This is a genomic window from Amycolatopsis sp. NPDC031561 (assembly GCF_055580625.1).
Genome location: NZ_JBVILA010000037.1, coordinates 13,966 through 34,545, shown reverse-complemented (window position 1 = coordinate 34,545; position 20,580 = coordinate 13,966). Strand labels below are relative to the sequence as shown.

Annotated in this window: 11 protein-coding genes; 9 read left to right on the top strand and 2 right to left on the bottom strand. The window is 68.5% G+C overall.

Annotation, left to right across the window (positions count from 1 at the left end; all coding sequences use genetic code 11):
- Window positions 1-49: 49 nt before the first annotated feature.
- Window positions 50-8,335, top strand: a complete 8,286-nt coding sequence (locus ACZ5IK_RS41520) for a DUF7927 domain-containing protein (protein ID WP_465492727.1) — start codon at window positions 50-52, stop codon at window positions 8,333-8,335.
- Window positions 8,336-8,372: 37 nt separating this feature from the next.
- On the opposite strand, the gene ACZ5IK_RS41515 is transcribed toward ACZ5IK_RS41520, so the two are convergent.
- Window positions 8,373-8,783, bottom strand: coding sequence for a RidA family protein (locus ACZ5IK_RS41515; RefSeq protein ID WP_465492726.1), 411 nt, complete (start codon window positions 8,781-8,783; stop codon window positions 8,373-8,375).
- A gap of 82 nt (window positions 8,784-8,865) precedes the next feature.
- On the opposite strand from ACZ5IK_RS41515, the gene ACZ5IK_RS41510 reads away from it, so the two are divergent.
- Window positions 8,866-9,525: a maleylpyruvate isomerase family mycothiol-dependent enzyme gene (locus ACZ5IK_RS41510; RefSeq protein WP_465492725.1), complete on the top strand. Its 660-nt coding sequence runs from the start codon at window positions 8,866-8,868 to the stop codon at window positions 9,523-9,525.
- A gap of 6 nt (window positions 9,526-9,531) precedes the next feature.
- Here ACZ5IK_RS41510 and ACZ5IK_RS41505 read toward each other — a convergent pair whose 3' ends face one another.
- On the bottom strand, window positions 9,532-9,858 hold the full coding sequence (locus tag ACZ5IK_RS41505; protein WP_465492724.1) for a rhodanese-like domain-containing protein: 327 nt from the start codon (window positions 9,856-9,858) through the stop codon (window positions 9,532-9,534).
- 82 nt (window positions 9,859-9,940) lie between these two features.
- On the opposite strand from ACZ5IK_RS41505, the gene ACZ5IK_RS41500 reads away from it, so the two are divergent.
- From ACZ5IK_RS41500 to ACZ5IK_RS41470, 7 genes are all read left to right on the top strand, one after another.
- Window positions 9,941-10,519, top strand: a complete 579-nt coding sequence (locus tag ACZ5IK_RS41500) for a TetR/AcrR family transcriptional regulator (protein ID WP_465492760.1) — start codon at window positions 9,941-9,943, stop codon at window positions 10,517-10,519.
- 30 nt (window positions 10,520-10,549) lie between these two features.
- The gene (locus tag ACZ5IK_RS41495) at window positions 10,550-10,942 is read left to right on the top strand and encodes a hypothetical protein (protein ID WP_233224206.1); all 393 of its coding nucleotides are present in this window, start codon (window positions 10,550-10,552) and stop codon (window positions 10,940-10,942) included.
- Window positions 10,943-11,030: 88 nt separating this feature from the next.
- Window positions 11,031-13,310, top strand: a complete 2,280-nt coding sequence (gene secD, locus ACZ5IK_RS41490) for a protein translocase subunit SecD (RefSeq protein WP_465492723.1) — start codon at window positions 11,031-11,033, stop codon at window positions 13,308-13,310.
- Window positions 13,311-13,386: 76 nt separating this feature from the next.
- Complete coding sequence (locus ACZ5IK_RS41485) at window positions 13,387-14,574, top strand: cation:proton antiporter (RefSeq protein WP_465492722.1); 1,188 nt, start codon at window positions 13,387-13,389, stop codon at window positions 14,572-14,574.
- Between the two features lie 298 nt (window positions 14,575-14,872).
- On the top strand, window positions 14,873-17,929 hold the full coding sequence (fxsT, locus tag ACZ5IK_RS41480) for an FxSxx-COOH system tetratricopeptide repeat protein (protein ID WP_465492721.1): 3,057 nt from the start codon (window positions 14,873-14,875) through the stop codon (window positions 17,927-17,929).
- A gap of 152 nt (window positions 17,930-18,081) precedes the next feature.
- Entirely contained in the window at window positions 18,082-19,065 is a 984-nt protein-coding gene (locus ACZ5IK_RS41475; RefSeq protein ID WP_465492720.1) for a LysR family transcriptional regulator, read from the top strand.
- A gap of 137 nt (window positions 19,066-19,202) precedes the next feature.
- Window positions 19,203-20,534 (top strand): carbohydrate-binding protein, encoded by a 1,332-nt coding sequence (locus tag ACZ5IK_RS41470; protein ID WP_465492719.1) that lies wholly within the window; start codon window positions 19,203-19,205, stop codon window positions 20,532-20,534.
- Window positions 20,535-20,580: the final 46 nt, after the last annotated feature.

The window sequence follows — 20,580 nt, the reverse complement described above, 5'->3', positions numbered from 1 at the left end:
CATCCTCCTGACCTGGGTCGATGGAAGCGAGGGGTGAGGCGGAGGCGGCATGGCGGTACGGCGTGGGCGAAATCGGTGGCGCCGGGGCATGGCATTGCTCGCGGTGGTCGCCGTGGCCCTGCTGATGGGTGCCCCGCTACCCGCGAGTGCCCAGATACAGCCGCGCGGAGCGGGCACCGAGCGGCCGATCGGGCCGGAGCCGGTGTATTCCGGGCTGGCCCACGGTGGGGTCACGATGGCCGCCAACTCGGTGGTCCAATGCGGTATCGGCGTCGTTTGCGACGCCTCCGCGAGCAACGCGAGCCCGGTTTCGTGGATCAAGACGGATCCGGCCGCGCCCGGTAACACCGCCTCCGCGGCGAACCTGAGGGTCCCGGCCGGGGCGAAGGTGCTCAACGCCCGGTTGTACTGGCAGTTCAACCCGGTCGCTTCCAGCGGAACTTCCGGTGACGGCTCCAGGGGCAACCAGGTCTCGATGAAGACCCCGGGGACGAGCACCTACCAGCGGATCACCGCCGACACCTACGACTGGTTCCCCGCCCTCACGACGGGCGGCTTCCCGACGTTGTACGCCTACGGCGGCGCCGCCGACGTCACGAACCTCGTCACCAACGCCGGGGCGGGGCAGTACACGGTCGCCGACATCCAGGCCTGTCAGGGCCAGTCGGTCAGCAGTACGAACCTCGGCTGCTGGGGCGGCTGGTCGCTGGTGGTGGCCTACGAGCTGCCCAGCGAACCGCTGCGTTACCTGCAGGTGTGGGACGGCTTGCAGCGCGTCGCCGGCGGCACCACCCCGAGCTCGGCGACCATCGCGCTGGGCGGCATCAAGGCGCCCACCTCCCGCCAGCCCAACGTCGAACTCGGCATCGTCGCGGGTGACGGTGACGCGCCCATCGCCGGTGACTACCTCCAGGTCGGTCCGAACGCGTCCAGCCTCCAGACCATCTCCATGCCGTCGCCGTCCGGCGTGTCGACCGACAACGCGTTCAGCAGCCGGATCGACCGTGTCACGGCGAACGGCTCGGGCTCCAACGTCACCACGCGCGATCCGAATCCGGTGAACAACGTCGGGTACGACTCCCGCAGCGTCGACATCACCGGCAAGGTCCCCGCCGGGACCACCGCGCTCCAGGTGAAGATCGGCACCGTCGGCGACGCGCTGTACCCGCAGGTGGTCTGGCTGGTCACCGACGCGCTCGAACCGGATCTGCAGATCACCAAGGCCAACGACCCGGTCGGCAACACCAACGACAGTCCGCCCGGGTACGTCACCAAGGGCGGTGACGTCACCTACACCTTCGACGTCACCAACAAGCATGCCGACGGCAGCGTCACCGACCTCGACACCGCGACGAACATCGTCCTCACCGATACCTTGCCCAGTGGCGTCACGTTCGTGGCCGGGTCCAATCCGGATTGTTCGGCCACCGGGCAGGTGGTCACCTGCCGGGTGCGGAATCTGGCGGCCGGGCAGTCGCAGAAGGTCGCCTTCAAGGTCAAGGTCGGCGCCACGGTGCCGGACGGCACGAAGCTGGACAACACCGGCAAGCTGACCTTCCGCGGCGAGGACACCGGCCGCCCGCAGGAACGCACCTCGAACACGGTGCGGAACACGGTCGCCTCACCGGGGTACCAGCTCACGAAGTCGGTCGACCTCGCCGAGGCGATCCCGGGGGACACCCTGACCTACAAGGTGACCCTGCGGAACACCGGCGTGATCCCGGTGCCCGCGCTCACCGTGCGAGACGCGCTCCCGCCGGGCACGACCCACGTGTCGTCCGATCCCTCGAAGGGCACGGCGTCCGGTACGGGGCCGATCGACTGGTCCGTGAACGGCCTCGCGGTCGGGGAAACGGCCACGCTGACGGTGAGAGTGAAGGTCGACGAAGCCGCCATCGGCAAGGAGCTGGTGAACCGCGCGACCGTCCCGACCGGGCCGCCCCCGGTCGTCCCGCCCGACAACCGCTGCCCGGACGACCCGGCCGCGGCCTGCGCGAAGACCAAGGTGCCCCCGCCGTCGTACACGGTGACGAAGACCGTCGACAAGGAGTCCGCCAACCCCGGTGACACCGTGCGCTACACGGTCAACGTCGCCAACACCGGACGGGTGACCGCGGCGGGCCTCAAGGTCGTCGACGATCTGACCGGGTTGCTGGACGACGCGGTCTACCAGAACGACGCCACCGCGTCGCCCGGCTCGGTGTCCTATGCGGAGCCGAAGCTGACCTGGACCGGGACGCTCGCCGCGGGGACGAGCGCGGCGTTCACCTACACGGCGAAGGTGAAGAACCCGAACACCGGGGACAACCGGCTCAAGAACGTGGTGACGTCGGAGACTCCGGGCGGTAACTGTCCGCCGGGTTCGACGGATCCGAAGTGTGGGACGACGACGCCGGTTTCGGGCCTGCTCATCGAGAAGTCGGTCGACAAGCAGTCGGCGAACCCCGGTGACGTGGTCAAGTACACGGTGACCGTCCGGAACACCGGGCAGGCGAAGCTCACGGGTGCGACGTTCACCGACGATCTGACGCAGGTCCTCGACGATGCCGGCTACCAGAACGATGGCGCGGCGACGATCGGCACGGTTTCGTTCGCGTCGCCGAAGTTGACGTGGACGGGCGACCTCGGTGTCGGTGAAACCTCCACGGTGACATACACGGTGAAGGTCAAGAATCCGAACACCGGGGACAACCGGCTCAAGAACGTGGTGACGTCGGAGACTCCGGGCGGTAACTGTCCGCCGGGTTCGACGGATCCGAAGTGTGGGACGACGACGCCGGTTTCGGGCCTGCTCATCGAGAAGTCGGTCGACAAGCAGTCGGCGAACCCCGGTGACGTGGTCAAGTACACGGTGACCGTGCGGAACACCGGCCAGACCAAGGTTTCCGGCGCGACGTTCAGCGATGATCTGGCGCAGGTCCTCGACGACGCGGACTACCAGAATGACGGCGCGGCGACCATCGGCGCGGTGTCCTTCGCGTCGCCGAAGCTGACCTGGACCGGTGACCTGGACATCGGGCAGACGTCGACCGTCACCTACACGGTGAAGGTCAAGAACCCGAACCCAGGTGACAAGAAGCTGTCCAATGTGGTCACTTCCGACACGCCGGGCGGTAACTGTCCGCCGGGTTCGACGGATCCGAAGTGCGGCACGACGACTCCGGTGTCGGGGTTGAAGATCGAGAAGGCGGTCGACAAGCAGTCGGCGGACCCGGGCGATGTCGTGAAGTACACGGTCACCGTCACGAACACCGGCCAGACGAAGTTGACCGGTGCGACCTTTACGGACGACTTGACTCAGGTGCTCGACGATGCCGGGTATCAGAACGATGGTGCGGCGACGATCGGTGCGGTTTCCTTTGCTTCGCCGAAGTTGACGTGGACGGGCGATCTCGACATCGGCCAGGCGTCCACAGTTACCTACACGGTGAAGGTGAAGAGCCCCAACACTGGTGACAACCTTCTGAAGAACGTGGTGTCGTCGGAGACTCCGGGTGGGAACTGTCCGCCGGGTTCGACGGATCCGAAGTGTGGCACCACTACTCCGGTGTCGGGCTTCAAGATCGAGAAGGCTGTCGACAAGCAGTCGGCGAATCCCGGCGACGTCGTGAAGTACACCGTGATCGTCACGAACACCGGTCAGACGAAGCTGACCGGCGCGACGTTCACGGACGATCTGGCTCAGGTCCTCGACGACGCGGATTATCAGAACGACGGTGCCGCGACGATCGGTGCCGTGTCCTACGCGGCGCCCAAGCTGACCTGGACGGGCGACCTCGAAATAGGGGGTATCTCGACCGTCACTTACACCGTGAAGGTCAAGAGCCCGGACCCTGGCGACAAGAAGCTGTCCAATGTGGTCACTTCCGAAACGCCGGGTGGTAACTGTCCGCCGGGATCCACGGATCCGAAGTGCGGGACGACGACGCCGGTTTCCGGTTTGCTCATCGAGAAGTCGGTCGACAAGCAGTCGGCGAACCCTGGTGATGTCGTGAAGTACACGGTCACGGTCACCAACACTGGGCAGACGAAGCTGACCGGTGCGACGTTCACCGATGACCTGACCCAGGTGCTCGATGACGCGGATTACCAGAATGACGGTGCGGCGACGATCGGTGCGGTTTCCTTTGCCTCGCCGAAGTTGACGTGGACGGGCGATCTCGACATCGGCGGGACCTCGACGGTCACCTACACCGTCAAGGTCAAGAGTCCGAACACCGGTGACAACCTGCTCAAGAACGCGGTGTCGTCGGAGACGCCAGGCGGGAACTGTCCGCCGGGTTCGACGGATCCGAAGTGCGGCACCACCACTCCGGTGTCGGGCCTGCTCATCGAGAAGTCGGTCGACAAGGAGGCCGCGAACCCCGGTGACGTCGTGAAGTACACGGTCACCGTCACCAACACCGGCCAGACGAAGCTGACCGGTGCGACGTTCACCGATGATCTGGCCCAGGTGCTCGATGACGCGGACTACCAGAACGACGGTGCCGCGACCATCGGTGCCGTGTCCTACGCGGCACCGAAGCTGACCTGGACCGGCGACCTCGACATCGGTGAGACGTCCACGGTCACCTACACGGTCAAGGTCAAGAACCCGAACCCCGGTGACAAGCGTCTGTCCAATGTGGTCACCTCGGAGACGCCAGGCGGGAACTGTCCGCCCGGGTCCACGGATCCGAAGTGCGGGACGACGACGCCGGTTTCGGGTCTGCTCATCGAGAAGTCGGTCGACAAGCAGTCGGCGAACCCTGGTGACGTCGTGAAGTACACGGTCACGGTCACCAACGTCGGGCAGACCAAGCTCACAGGCGCGACCTTCACGGACGACCTGGCTCAGGTGCTCGATGACGCGGATTACCAGAATGACGGTGCGGCGACGATCGGTGCGGTGTCCTACGCGGCACCGAAGCTGACCTGGACCGGTGATCTCGACATCGGCCAGGCGTCCACGGTCACCTACACGGTCAAGGTCAAGAGCCCGAACACCGGCGACAACCTGCTGAAGAACGCGGTGTCGTCGGAGACGCCGGGTGGGAACTGCCCGCCGGGTTCGACGGATCCGAAGTGCGGTACGACCACTCCGGTGTCGGGCTTCAAGATCGAGAAGTCGGTCGACAAGCAGTCGGCGAATCCCGGCGATGTCGTCAAGTACACCGTCACGGTCACCAACACCGGCCAGACCAAGCTGACCGGTGCGACCTTCACCGACGATCTGGCCCAGGTGCTCGACGACGCGGACTACCAGAACGACGGAGCCGCGACGATCGGCGCGGTGACCTTCGCGTCGCCGAAGCTCACGTGGACCGGTGACCTCGACGTGGGCGAGGCGTCCACGGTGACCTACACGGTGAAGGTCAAGAGCCCGAACACCGGTGACAATCAGCTCAAGAACGCGGTGGCATCGGAGACGCCGGGCGGCAACTGTCCGCCGGGTTCGACGGATCCGAAGTGCGGCACCACCACTCCGGTGTCGGGCCTGCTCATCGAGAAGGCTGTCGACAAGCAGTCGGCGAACCCTGGTGACGTCGTGAAGTACACCGTGACCGTCCGGAACACCGGACAGACCAAGCTCACGGGTGCGACCTTCACGGACGATCTGGCTCAGGTCCTCGACGACGCGGACTACCAGAACGACGGTGCCGCGACCATCGGTGCCGTGTCGTTCGCGACGCCGAAGCTGACCTGGACCGGCGACCTCGAGATCGGCGAGACCTCGACGGTCACCTACACGGTCAAGGTCAAGAGCCCTGTCCCTGGCGACAAGAAGCTCATCAACACGGTCACTTCCGAGACTCCAGGCGGCAACTGCCCGCCGGGATCCACGGACCCGAAGTGTGGGACGACGACGCCGGTTTCCGGTTTGCTCATCGAGAAGGCTGTCGACAAGCAGTCGGCGAACCCTGGTGACGTCGTGAAGTACACGGTCACCGTCACGAACACCGGCCAGACGAAGCTGACCGGTGCGACCTTCACGGACGATCTGACCCAGGTCCTCGACGACGCGGACTACCAGAACGACGGAGCCGCGACCATCGGTGCCGTGTCCTATACGGCACCGAAGCTGACCTGGACCGGTGATCTCGGTGTCGGTGACACGGCCAAGGTGACTTACACTGTCAAGGTCAAGAACCCGAACACCGGCGACAACCGGCTCAAGAACGCGGTGTCGTCGGAGACTCCGGGCGGCAACTGCCCGCCGGGATCCACGGATCCGGCCTGTGGCACGGAGACGCCGGTTTCGGGGCTGGAGATCAAGAAGATCGTCGACAAGCAGTCGGCGAACCCGGGTGACGTCGTCAAGTACACGGTGACGGTCCGGAACACCGGGCAGACCAAGATCTCCGGCGCGACGTTCACCGACGACCTGACCAAGGTCCTCGACGACGCGGACTACCAGAACGACGATGCCGCGACGATCGGTGCGGTGTCCTACGCCGAGCCCGAATTGACGTGGACCGGCGATCTCGGTATCGGTGACACGGCCACGGTGACGTACTCGGTCAAGGTGAAGAACCCCGGTGATGGCGACAAGAAGCTCGTCAACGGCGTCACTTCGGACACGCCGGGCGGCAACTGCCCGCCGGGTTCGACCGATCCGAAGTGCGGCACCACCACGCCGATCTCCGGGCTGCTGATCAAGAAGACGGCCGACAAGAAGCAGGTCGATCCGGGTGACACGGTGAAGTACACGATCACCGTCACCAACACCGGACAGACCAAACAGGACGGTGCCACCTTCACCGACGACATGACCGAGGTCCTCGACGACGCCGACTACCAGAACGACGGCGCCGCGACCATCGGCGGCGTCTCTTACGCGGCACCGAAACTGACGTGGACCGGTTCGCTCGACATCGGGCAGACCTCGACCATCACCTACACGGTCAAGATCAAGAACCCGGACACCGGCGACAAGAAACTGTCCAATGTGGTCACTTCGGACACGCCGGGCAACAACTGCCCGCCGGGATCGAACGATCCGAACTGCGTCGCGGACGTGCCGTCCCGCGAACTGACGGTGAAGAAGACCTCGGACAAGCAGACCGCGAACCCGGGCGACGTCGTCACCTACACCGTCACGGTGGCCAACACCGGCAAGGTGGACCTGGTCGGCGAAGACGCCGCACGGGTCACGGACGACCTGTCCGAGGTGCTCGACGACGCCGACTACCGGAACGACGCCACGTCGGCGCCGGTCGCCGGGGTATTCACCTTCACCGCACCGAACCTGGTGTGGGCGGGTGATCTCCCGGTGGGGGCGTCGACCACGCTGAAATACTCGGTGAAGGTGAAGAACCCGGTCACGGGTGACCACGAACTGCGGAACACCGTCAGCACCAACACGCCGGGCACCTGCCCGCCGCAGTCCGACGACCCGGCCTGTTCGACCAGCACCCCGGTGCCCGGCATCTCACTGGAGAAGAAGGCGGACAAGGCCACGGCGAACCCGGGCGACGTCGTCAAGTACACGGTGACGGTGCGCAACACCGGCAAGACGAAGCTGACCGGCGTGACGTTCACCGACGATCTGACGCAGGTCCTCGACGACGCCGTGTTCCAAAAGGACGGTGCGGCGACGATCGGTTCGGTGACCTACGAGGAACCGAAGCTGACCTGGACCGGTGATCTGGAGATCGGTCAGACGGCGACGGTCACCTACAGCGTCAAGGTGACCAAGACCGGCGGCGACGGCAAGCTGACCAACGTCATCGTGACCGACACCCCCGGTGGCAACTGCCCGCCGGGCAGCAAGGATCCGAAGTGTGGCACGACGACACCGTTGTCCAGCTTGAAGATCAAGAAGACGGTCGACAAGACGGAGGCGAAGCCGGGCGAGGTCGTCACGTACACCGTCACGGTGGAGAACACCGGACAGGCCACAGTGGACGACGCGAAGTTCACCGACGACCTGACCCAGGTGCTCGACGACGCCACCTTCGACGGCACCGCGAAGGCCAGTACGGGAACGGTGACCTATTCCGCGCCGAAGCTCAGCTGGAAGGGCGAGCTGAAGCCGGGGGAGAAGGCGACGGTCACCTACGCCGTCACCCTGCGGAAGCCGGAGACCGGTGACCACCGGCTCCGCAACGTGGTCACGTCCGACACCCCGGGCGGCAACTGCCCGCCGGGCTCGGCGAACCCCGACTGCGGTACCGACACCCGGGTGCCGCCGACCCCGCAGCCGCCGGACAAGCCGACCCCGCAGCCGCCGAACCGGCCGCCGGGCCTCGCGGTCACCGGTTCCCCGGTGAAGACGATGTCGATCCTGGCGCTGGGCATGCTCGCCGTCGGCGCGCTGCTGCTCCTCGCCGGGCGGAGGCGCAGGGAGTCCTGATCGGGCTCGGCGCGGTAGGGGGTGGCGACCCCGCTTCCTACCGCGCCGGTACCGCGATCAGCGCTTCGACCTCGACGACGAGCTCCGGGCGGGCCAGCGCCGCCACGACGATCAGAGACTGGGCGGGCCAGTCCGCCTCCGGGTACCAGCGGGTGAAGGTCTCGCGCGTCGCCGTGCGGAAACCCGCGAGGTGCTCGGTACCGGACAGCATGCTGAACACCTTGACCAGGTGTTCCGGTCCGGCGCCCGCGGCTTCGAGCAGCCGTTCGAGGTTGACGAGCAACGCGCGGGTCTGGGATTCGGCGTCCGGCCCGGCGAGCTCGCCGTCGGGCAGGACACCGATCTGACCGGACACGACGACGAGTTCGTGATCGGCCGGGACGCGCACCAGATGGCTGTACGGGCCGATCGGCGCGGCCACGGTCTCCGGATTCCAGCGCTGGATCATCGGTCCCCATCTCTCGGTGCTCGGCGGAGTTCGCCTTCCGAGTATCGATGACCGATGATTCCGGGCAACGGAGGGACTTCGGATGGTGAATTCAGGACCGAAGGCGCGCGCTCGCGCCAAGACCGTCTGGCCGCTGATCCACACCGAGCGGGCGGCGCTGGCGGACGACCTCGGAGGGCTCTCCGAAGAGCGGTGGGAGACGGAATCGCTCTGCGCCGGGCTCACCGTGCGCGAGGTGCTCGCGCATCTCACCTCGGCCGCGAACCTCACACCGGTGCGATGGATGGCCGGTGTGATCCGCTGCCGGTTCGATTTCGACGCGCAGGTCGCGATGCGGCTGGCCGAACATCTGGGCGCGAACGGTGCCGAGACGCTGGAGCGGTTCCGCCGCGTCGTCACCAGCACGACGAAACCGCCGGTGCCCGCCATCGCGACGCTCGGCGAGGTGATCGTGCACGGCGAGGACATCCGGCGCCCGCTGGGTCTCCGCCGGGACCATCCGATCGCCGTCCTCACCTCGCTGGCCGGTTACTACCAGGGCTCCGACCTCGTGGTGATGGCGAAGGGGCGCATCGGCGGGCTGCGGCTGGCAGCGACCGATGGCCCCTTCGCCGTCGGATCCGGGCCGCTCGTCTCGGGTACGACGCTCGCGCTGATCATGGCCATGACCGGACGGGCGCCCTACCTGGCCGAACTCCACGGCGACGGGGTGCCGGTCCTGCGCCGGCGCGTCCCGTCGTAGGGAGGCTCAGCCCTGTTCGAGGGGCAGGCCCGCGCCGGCCCAGTCCTCGATGCCCTCCCGGTACTTGCGGACGTCGGTGTAGCCGAGGGCGGTGAGCCGGTCGGCGACCTGCCCGCTGTTGGGGCACGCGGGGTTGGAGCAGTAGGTGACGATCGCGGCGCCGCGATCGGGCAGCACCGCGGCCGCCCGCCCGTCGACTTCCGCGAGAACGAGCGGAACGGCGCCGGGCAGATGCTGCTTGGCGTAGTACTCGCCACCCAGCGCGTCGACGACCGTCACGGCCTTCGCGTCGATCGCGGCCTTCAGGTCGTCACGGGTGATGAGTGCGGTCATGTCGCTACCTCCCAGTTAATCGGACTATAGTCCGTATGTGCCCCACGACCATAACGGACTGCAGTCCGCTTCTGCAACCTCACTGGAACTCCTGCGGACGCCGCCGCCCAAGGAACGCGCGGACGCCGCCCGCAACCGCGCCGCCATCCTGGACGCGGCCGCGTCGCTGTTCGCCGAGCACGGCGTCGACGCGGTGTCCATGGATCAGGTCGCGGCGGCCGCGGGGGTGGGCAAGGGGACGCTCTTCCGCCGCTTCGGCGACAAGGCCGGACTGGCCGTCGCGCTGCTGGACGCGCGGGAACAGGCACTCCAGGAGGAGATCCTGCACGGGCCGCCGCCGCTGGGGCCCGGGGCTCCGCCGGGGGAACGGCTGGTGGCTTTCGCCGGCGCCTACGTCGACTACGTGCTCAAGCATCTGCCCCTGGTGCGGATGTCGGAGACCGCCGCGCCGGGGGCGCGCTACCGGATCGGCGCCTACCGGTTCTGGCACCGGCACGTGGCGATCCTGCTCGACGGCGCCCCCGACCCCGAACACGCCGCGCACGCGCTGCTCGCCCCGCTGGCGGCCGAACACGTGACCGCCTTGCTGCCGGAACTGGGGGAGGACCGCCTTCGCGCCGGCATCGCGCGACTCGCCGAACGACTCGCGCCCGGCAAGTAAGGTGTCGGGGAGAACCCCGGGAGTGTGTCGATGACGGTGGAGCGCCGGACGTACCGGCCTGCCAGGCAGGCCGTACTCGTGCTGCTCGCCGCCGTGCTGACCGCGCTCGGCCTGTTCCTCGCGCTCCACTCCGGTGATTCCGCTTCGGCCGACGAGTCGCGCGGGGCGAACGCGACCGTCGACTCCTCGGTCTCCAAGGCCGTGGCGCCGGTGCGCGCCGTCGGCAGGCTCGCCGCCGAACCTTCGCTCCTGGGTGTGCACGGTCACGGTGACCTGCCTCTCTTCGGGACCGTCCCGCACGGGCCCGCGTCGACGACGCTGCTCCGCCTCAGCGAACTCCACGCCGACGTCACCCCTCCCTCGCGCGCGGCGCACCGCCTCGCGCTGGGGGATCGAGCTCCTCCTTTCCCGGTAGCCGTCTGAAGCTCACGGGCACGTCTTCCGCGTGCCCGGACCGGGAATCCGCGCGCCTTCTGCCGCGCGCGGAGGAATTCATCGAGGAGAAACCGTCGTGCCGCGCGAAACCGCGCGGCGAAGCATGACCGGGCGAGCCGTCGTCTCGCTGGTCATCCTCGCCGCGACCGTGTACTTGTTGCTGACCACCGCCCCGCGCCTGGGGCTCGATCTGCGTGGTGGCACGCAGATCGTGCTGGAGACCAAGGATTCGCCCACCATCACCGCCGACGCGGAGACCACCGACCGGACGCTCGAGGTGCTGCGCCGCCGGGTCGACGCGCTGGGCGTCGCCGAGCCCATGCTGGCCCGCTCCGGCGACAAGCGGATCATCGTCGAACTGCCCGGCGTGCGGGATCCGCGCGAGGCCGTCGAAGTGATCGGCCGCACCGCGCAACTGTCCTTCCACCCGGTGCTCGGAGCCTCCACCGACGCGGCGCAGGGAAGCCGCGTGCTGCCCGACGAGAGCGGCCAGCCGATCACGCTGGGACCCGCGGCGCTGACCGGTGAAGGCGTCGACAAGGCGCTCTCGACGATCGATTCCCAGGGCGGCGGTCATCTCGTTTCCGTTGACTTCAAAGGGGATTCCGGCCGCGCCTGGGAGCGGCTGACCGGCCAGGCGGCCTGTTCGCCGCCCGGTGATCCGACCCGCCGGGTGGCGATCGCGCTCGACGACAAGGTGATCTCGTCGCCCCAGGTGAGCCCGCAGGTCGCCTGCGGGGTCGGGATCGTCGGCGGGAGCACGCAGATCACCGGGCGGTTCTCCCCGGCCGAGGCGAAGGACCTGGCGTTGCTGATCAACGCCGGCGCGCTGCCGACGCCGGTCGAGATCATCGAGCAGCGCACCGTCGGCCCCACCCTCGGTGCCGCCGCGATCGACGCCAGCGCCCGCGCGGCCGTCATCGGCCTGGGACTGACCGCGCTCTTCCTGCTCGCGGTGTATCGCCTGGCCGGACTCATCGCCGTCGGCGCCCTGGTGGCCTACGCGGTGGTGTCCTACGGCGCGTTGCTCGCCATCGGAGCGACACTGACCTTGCCCGGTCTCGCGGGCTTCGTGCTGGCCATCGGCATGGCCGTCGACGCCACCGTGCTCGTCTTCGAGCGGGCGAGAGAAGAACATTCGGTCAAACGGGGAGGCTCGCTGTCCCGGTCGGTCAGCCGCGGGTTCAGCGGGGCGCTGTCGGCGATCGTCGATTCGAACGTGACCACCCTGCTCGCCGCGGGGCTGCTGTTCTGGCTGGCGTCCGGCCCGGTGCGCGGGTTCGGGGTGACGCTGTCCATCGGGGTGGTCGTGGCCCTGTTCATCTCGCTCGTGCTCACCCGACTGCTGCTGCACCTCACGATGCGGGGTGTGGTCGCGCGCAAACCGCGGCTTTCCGGGCTCACGCACGAAGGCCGGGTCCGGAAGTGGGTGAACCGGCGCGATCCGGCCTTCCTCGGCAAGCCTCGACGCTGGCTGATGGTGGCGGGTGCGATCGTGATCGCCGCGATCGCGGGATTGTTCGTGGCCGGACCGAATCTCGGCGTCGAGTTCACCGGCGGCCGGGTGATCGAATACAGCACCTCGGCGCCCGCCGACGTCGAACAGGTCCGGGACGCGGTGTCCGACGCAGGATTCCCCCGCGCCGTCGTGCAAACGTCCGGTGAGAAGGACATCTCGGTGCGCACCGAGCCCATCGACGAGGCCGCCACCGAGCGGATCCGGACCGCGGTCTCCGGGGTGGCGGGCGACGCCACCGAGATCCGCGACGAGCAGATCGGCCCGAGCCTCGGCGCCGAACTGCGCACCAAGGCGGTCGTCGCGCTCCTCCTCGCGGTGCTGGCGCAGCTGATCTACCTCGCGGTGCGGTTCGACTGGCGGCTCGGCCTGGCCACGGTGGCGGCGCTCGCCCAGGACGTCCTGATCATCGTCGGGATCTTCGCCTGGCTGGGCAAGTCCATGGACGGCGTCTTCCTCGCCGCGCTGCTGACGGTGATCGGCTATTCGGTCAACGACTCGGTGGTGGTCTTCGACCGGGTCCGGGAGGTGCGGGGGCAGCGCCGCAAGGAGCCGTTCGCCCGCGTCGTCGGCACGGCGGTCCTGCAGACGCTGCCCCGGACGATCAACACCGGGATCGGGGTGCTGTTCGTCCTCGGGGCGCTGCTGTTCCTCGGGGACGGCTCGCTGGCCGACTTCGCCCTCGCGCTCCTGCTCGGCCTCATCGCGGGCACGGTGTCCACTGTGGCCACCGCGGGTCCCGTCGCGATCCTGCTCGACAAGCGCTGGCCAGGGGCCGGGCGTCCGGTCAGGAAACCGTCGCGGGCACGGGAGCGGGACGACAACGGCGCGGTGGTGTGATCGGCGTTCCTTTGTGGACGGCCTCTATGCTCGTTCCCGGTGGCAGGGGAGTCCACCGGGAACGAGGAGCGGGTAGATGATCCAGAGCGTGCTCGTCGGTGCGGTCGTCGTGCTGGCCTGGACGATGACGGCGGCACGGCTGGAACGGTGGCAGATCACCGCGCCGATGGCGATGGTCGCGGCGGGGCTGGCGATCGGGTTCAGCACCCGCAACGATCTCGGCAACGGGCTCAACACCGAGATCGCCCTCAACGCCGCGGAACTGATTCTCGCCCTGCTGCTGTTCGTGGACGCCACCGCGGTCAAGGGCGGCTACCTCGGTCATGACGCCAAGACCGCGGTGCGACTGCTGCTGATCGCGCTGCCGCTGACGATCCTGATCGTCATGGGGGTCGGCCTGCTGGTGCTGCCGGGGCTCGGGTGGACGGTGGTGCTGCTGATCGCCTGCATCATCGCCCCCACGGACTTCGCGCCCGCGACGTCGGTGGTGCACGACGTCCGGGTGCCCGAACGCGTGCGGCATCTGCTGAACGTCGAAAGCGGCTACAACGACGGCGTCGTCGCCCCGGTGTTCATCTTCGCGCTCACCCTCGCCGGGAGCCACCATCAGGCGAACACGCCGGGCGAGGCGCTGCAGACCGCGATCCCGGCGGCGTTGCTGGCCGTGCTGGCTGGCTCCGTGATCGGCGCGGTCGCCGCGGTGGCGATGAACGTGACGGGCAAGCACGGCTGGTCGACGCGGCATTCGGCACGGGTCGCGGCCGTCGCGCTTCCTCTGCTGACCTACACCGCCGCCGTCGCCATCGGCGGCAACGGTTTCGTCGCCGCGTTCATCTGCGGGATCGCCTACAAGACCGCGCGGCATCCGAGCGAGGACGAACTCGGGCTGGCCGAGGATGTCAGTTCGCTGTGCGGGTTGCTGATGTGGTTCGTCTTCGGCAGCACCGCCGTGCTGGTGCTGTCCTTCGGCCTCACCTGGGGCGTCGTGATCGTCAGCGTCGTCGCGCTGACCGTCGCCCGGCTCATCCCGGTGCTGCTCACCCTGCTGCGGACCGATTTCCGGTGGCGGGACCGGATGACCATCGGCTTCCTGGCGCCACGCGGCGCGGCGTCGATCGTGTTCGGCCTGCTGGCCTACAACTCACTCGACGGGGACGCGGCGGACATCGCGTTGAGCGTGATGGCGGTGACGGTGCTGGCGAGCGTCGCCGCGCACGGTGTCGGGGCGTCGGCGTTCCTGAACCGCAAGTCGAAGACCTCCTGAGCCGGGCACCTCGTGAGTGGTAAGGGCGGTTCTATTGAGAGGTGAGTCAAAGGTGGCGTGTTCGTGGGGTGGGCCGGTGACGGGATGAAGGCGCCCTTTGCCGCGCCCGATGCCGAGTGGCCGTGTCGCGAAAGCCACTTTCGCGACGTCTGATGTCCCGAAAGCCTCGTTCCCAACCTTCACTGTTGCGAACGAGGCCTTCACAACACCCGCCCCACAACCGACACCGAAAACGGCACGAGCACGCCCCGTTTGCCCTTCCCCTCAATAGAACCGGCATTGCCACTCACGAGGCGCGTTGGGGGCCGCGCGTAACGGCGGGCACCGGGCGGCCGACATCCGGTGGCGGCACCACGAAACCGCCCGCCCGGCCGGAGGTAGGAGATTGCCCGAGATCCTCAAGGTCCGGGTTCCCGTGTCGGCCGGGCTGGACGTGGTGTTCCTGCACGGGCTGGACGGGGACGCGCGGAAGACGTGGGAGGGCGGGGCGCCGTCGTCGTTCTGGCCGGAGTGGCTCGCCGAGGATTTCGACCGCGTCGCGGTGTGGTCGGTGGGCTACGAGGCATGGTCGTCGGGCTGGCGGGGCAAGGCGATGCCCATGCAGGACCGGGCGATCAACCTGATGGCGTCGCTGCAGAACCTCGGCATCGGCGAGCGGCCGTTGTGTTTCGTCACCCACAGCATGGGCGGCCTTCTGGCCAAGGAGATCCTGCTGCACGCGGCCGAGGGCCGGACCGGCTTCGCGGCGTTCGCGACGGCCGCGCGCGGGGTGGTCTTCCTGGGTACCCCGCACACCGGCTCGGGGCTGGCGGCGGTCGTCAAGGCGCTCGGACTGGTCTATCGGTCCACCGCGGCGGTCAAGGACCTCAAACGCAACGCCGCCCACCTGCGGCACCTCAACGACCGTTACCGCGATTGGGCCGACGAGTCCGGGATCCGGAACCTGGTGTTCTTCGAGGCGTACCCGACCAGAGGGATCCGGGTGGTCGACGAGGGCTCGGCCAACCCCGGCCTGCCCCGGGTCCGTCCGATCCCCGTCGACGCCGACCACGTCGGCATCTGCAAACCGGACGGCCGCGATTCCCTTGTGTACGGCCAGATTTCGAAATTCATCGACGGCATTCTCGCGGAGACCGACGTTCCGCCGCCCCGGCACGCGGCGTGGAAACTGCCCCTGAGCGGCAGGGTCTTCGTCGGGCGCGCGGCCGAGCTGGACAGGCTGGAGAAGACGGCGAAGGCCGCGGGCCGGGTCGCGGTCGTCGCGGTGCACGGGCTCGGCGGTGTCGGCAAGAGCAGCTTGGCCGCCAGGTTCGCCGAACTGCGCTCGGCCGACTATTCGGCCGTGTGGTGGGTGACGGCGGACTCGGCTTCGGCGATCGACGACGGGTTGGCGGAGCTGGCCGTGGCGCTGTCCCCGGAGGCCGCGGGGCTGCCGTGGGAACAGCGGACCGAACAGGCCGTCGGCTGGCTCGCCGGACATACCGGCTGGCTGCTGATCCTCGACAACCTGACCGATCTCGCGCACGCCGCCGGACTGCTGGACCGGGTGCGGACCGGCACGATCCTCATCACCAGCAGACGGGGCACCGGCTGGCGTGACGTCGGCACCGTGTCACTGGACGTGCTGGAACCGGACGAGGCGGCCGAGTTGCTCGCCCGGACGGTCCGGGCGGAGTGGCCGGAGGCGGAGCTGGCGGGCGCCGGCGAGCTCTGCGCCGAGCTCGGCTGGCTGCCCTTGGCGGTGGAACAGGCCGGGGCGTACCTCGCGCAGAACCGGATGACGCCCGCCCGCTATCTAGGCCTGCTCGCCAGGTCTCCGGCGAAGATGTTCGCCTGGACCGCGGAGGCCGAGGACGCGGAGCGCGCCGTGGCCCGGGTCTGGCACGTCACCCTCGACCGGCTCGCGGACACCCCGCTCGCCGCGAAGTTGTTGCGACGGCTGGCCTGGCACGCTCCCGAACGCATCCCGCGAGCACTGCTGGAAGGCGACGGCGAGGAACCGGAGCTGTCGGAGGCGCTGGGGCGGCTGGCCGCCTACAGCATGATCACCCTCAACGCCGAGACGATCGACGTGCACCGCCTCGTGCAGGCCGTGACCCGCACCCCCGACCCGGCCGACCCCTACCGTGGTCCCGAGGACATCGACCACGCTCGTGAGGCCACCGCCGCCGCGCTCGCCCAGGCGCTCGACCCGGTGGATCCCCGGCTGCCCGCCGACTGGCCCGCCTTCCAAGCCGTGCTGCCGCACGGGCGGGCGCTGCTCGGCCACACCGAGAGTGACACCGGTCCGCTCTGCCACCTGGCCAACAGCCTCAGCCTCTACGTCCTCGGTCAGGGCGATGCTGCGGCGGCCATCGCGTTCGCGGACCGGGCCGTCGGCGCCGGTGAACGCCTTTTCGGCTTCGACCATCCGATCACCCTGCGCGCCCGGAACACTTCGGCGTCCGCGTACCAGACGGCCGGTGATCTGGGGCGCGCGATCTCGCTCCTCGAGGCGGCGCTGGCGGACTGCGAGCGGGTGCTGGGGCCGCCCCATCCGGACACGATGAGCTGCCGTAACAACCTGGCGGCCGCCTGCCACGCCGCCGGTGACGTGAGGCGGGCGATCTCGCTGTTCGAGGAAACGCTGGAACGACGTGAGCGCGTGCTGGGAAAGGAACACCCGGACACGCTGGTCTCCCGGAACAACCTGGCCATGGCGTACGAAATGGCGGGTGACGCCGAACGGGCGATCCCGCTCCACGAAGTCACGCTCACGGATCGTGAGCGGGTGCTCGGAGCCGACCATCCGGAGACCTTGCTCTACCGGAACAATCTGGCTTATCTCCACTGGTCGATGGGTGACTCGAAGCGCGCGGTCACGTTGTTCGAGGCGACGTTGGAAGATCGTGAACGGGTGCTGGGACCGGACCATCCCAACACGCTGGTTTCGCGGGGCAATCTCGCGGGAGCGTGCGAGTCGGCGGGCGATCTCGCCCGCGCGGTCGAACTACAGGAACGGACCCTGGCCGATCGCGAGCGCGTGCTGGGTCCCGATCACCCCGACACCTTGAGATCGTGGAACAACCTGGCAGGCGCGTACGAATCCTCGGGTGACCTGACCAGGGCGATCGAACTGTACGAGCGCACGCTCTCCGCCAGGGAGCGGGTGTTCGGGCACGACCACCAGGACACGTTGAATTCACGGAACGATCTGGCCTACGCCCGCGGAGTCGCGGGGGACCTGCCACTCGCCATCCGGATGTTCGAAGAAGCGCGGTCGGACGCCGAGCGGGCGCTCGGTCCGGACCATCGCCTGACCAGAAGGATCCGGGAGAACCTCGAGACGGCGATCCGGCTGCGCGACCGGTCTTGACCGGTCGCCCTTCGGTTCCACTGTGAACACCGGCCCCACGATGCCCTTCCGGAATGCTGACATCGATGGCAATCCAAGAAAAGGGCGATACGAAGCCATTTGGCTCAAGCGTTTGTCTGGTCCAGTCCAGTTACGTCTACTAACGTAGAGGGATGGAGCTGGAACTGCGCCACTTGCGCATCATGTGCGCGATCGCCGAACTCGGGAGTATCACCAAGGCGGCGAACACGCTCGGAATGGCGCAGCCCGCTTTGACCGCACAGTTGAAGCGCATCGAACGGACCCTCGGCGGGAAGCTCTTCCTGCGCGATCACACGGGGACCCGGCCGACGGCACTCGGTCTCCTCGTCCTCGACCGGGCGAAGATGGTGCTCCCCGCCGTATCGTCCCTGCACGACGAGGCGGCGCGCCTCGCCCAGCACGCCGGTACCGGCGAGCCGGTGACCTTGCGGCTCGGTTCGGCGACGGGGCCGATGCTCGGCGCGCTCCTGCAGCGTCTCGGCACCACCCATCCCGACATCCACGTCGCCACCCATACGTCGTGGTCGTCCAACAAACTCGCGGACATGACCGCCGAGGGCGCGCTGGACTTCTCCTTCGTCGGCGTCTGCGGTGACGCCGCGCCGCCGCCCGAGCCCGGCGTCCGGTGGCGGACCCTCGCGCATCATCCGGTGTTCGTGCTGATGTCGGCGCGTGACGAGCGCGCTCAGCACGACGAGGTGGAACTCAGCGCGCTGGCGGAAGAACGATGGTGTGCGACGCCGGGAGACGGCTGTTTCGGCGACTGTTTCGCCTCCGCGTGCGCCCGGGCGGGGTTCACGCCGCGTTCGCTGTACGAGACCGATGTGCTGACCTGCATCGAAATGGTCGAATCGGGACACGCGGTGGTGTTGTGTCAGCCGCTTTTCCACGAGATCCCGGGCATCGTCGCCGTCCCGATCGCGGGGAATCCGCTGAGCTGGCGGAATCTCGTCGGCTGGTCGGAGCGAGGGGAGATGGGCCCCTTCGCCGCGGAGATGATCGCCCTGTCCCGCGCGGTGTACGGCGAACTGATCGACCGTCGGCCGACCTACTCGAAGTACCTCGAGTTGAACCCGGGTTACGGTGTCGACTACACGGACGCAGGGGTGCGCTGACCTGCGCCGAGGTCGGCAATAGGTCCAGTCCACTGGGGTGGATATGACCTAAATGGTATGTACCTTTTGCATCAGGCGCCTCGTACGGTCGGGGACACGAGATCCCCCTTCCGGTACGTCTTGAGGAAGCGCCTGAAATGAACCGAAAGATCGTAGCGGCCGCCGCGGCGGCCATCACCGGCGCCGGCCTGGTCACGGCCGTCGCGCTGACACCGAGCGCGAGCGCCGGCCAGACCGTCCCGGCGGCCGATCAGGTCCAGTCGGAGATCGTCGCGGCCCTGTCGCGCGACCTGAAGATCAGCCCCGATCAGGCCAGGACCCGTCTCGCCGGTGAGCAGACGGCGGCACGCACCGACAGCGCCCTCAAGACCCGGCTCGGCCCGTCCTACGCCGGATCGTGGCTGGACGCGGCGGGGACCACGCTGACCGTCGCCGTCACCGACGCGGCGCTGGAGGGCACGGTCCGCGCGGCCGGCGCGACCCCGAAGACCGTCACGCGGAGCGCCGCTCAGCTCGACGCCGCGAAGCTGTCTTTGGACACCAAGGGAACCAGCGCGCCGAAGAGCGTGCCCGGCTGGTACGTCGACGCCACCACCAACTCGATCGTCGTGCTGGCCAACGCCGGCACCGAGGCCGCCGCGAAGTCGTGGGCGACCGCGTCCGGGGTGCGTGCCGACGCGGTGCGGGTCGAGACCAGCACCGAGAGCCCGGTCCCGCTGATCGACGTCATCGGCGGCAACGCCTACACGTTCGGCTCGGGCCGCTGCTCGATCGGTTTCTCGGTCGAGGGCGGCTTCGTGACCGCGGGGCACTGTGGCACCACCGGAACGCGCACCTCGAACCCGAGCGGGACCGTCGGGGGCTCCAGCTTCCCCGGCAACGACTACGCGTGGGTCCGCGTGGACGCGGGCAACACCCCGCGGGGGCTCGTGAACCGCTACCCGGGCACCGTGCCGGTGGCGGGTTCGCAGGAGGCCGCGATCGGCGCCTCGGTCTGCCGTTCCGGGTCCACGACGGGCTGGCACTGCGGCACCATCCAGCAGAAGAACGCTTCGGTGAACTACCCGCAGGGCACCGTTTCCGGCCTCACCCGGACCAACGCCTGCGCCGAACCGGGTGACTCCGGCGGCTCGTGGCTCGCGGGCGACCAGGCGCAGGGCGTCACCTCCGGTGGCTCCGGCAACTGCAGCTCGGGCGGCACGTTCTACTTCCAGCCGATCTCGGAGATCCTGAGCGTGTACAGCCTGCGCCTGGTGACCTCGGGCTCGAACCCGCCGTCCAGCACCACCACGACGCCGACCGGCCCGACGACGTCGAACCCGCCCTCCGGCACTTGGGCGGCCGGTACCACCTACGCCGCGGGTGCGACGGTCACCTACAACGGTGCTTCGTACCGGGCGCTGCAGGGTCACACCGCTCAGGCCGGCTGGGAGCCGCCGAACGTCCCCGCCCTTTGGGCGCGCTCCTGACCGCCTAGCCGTCCGGGCCACACGCAGGGGTGCGCCCGGACCCGAC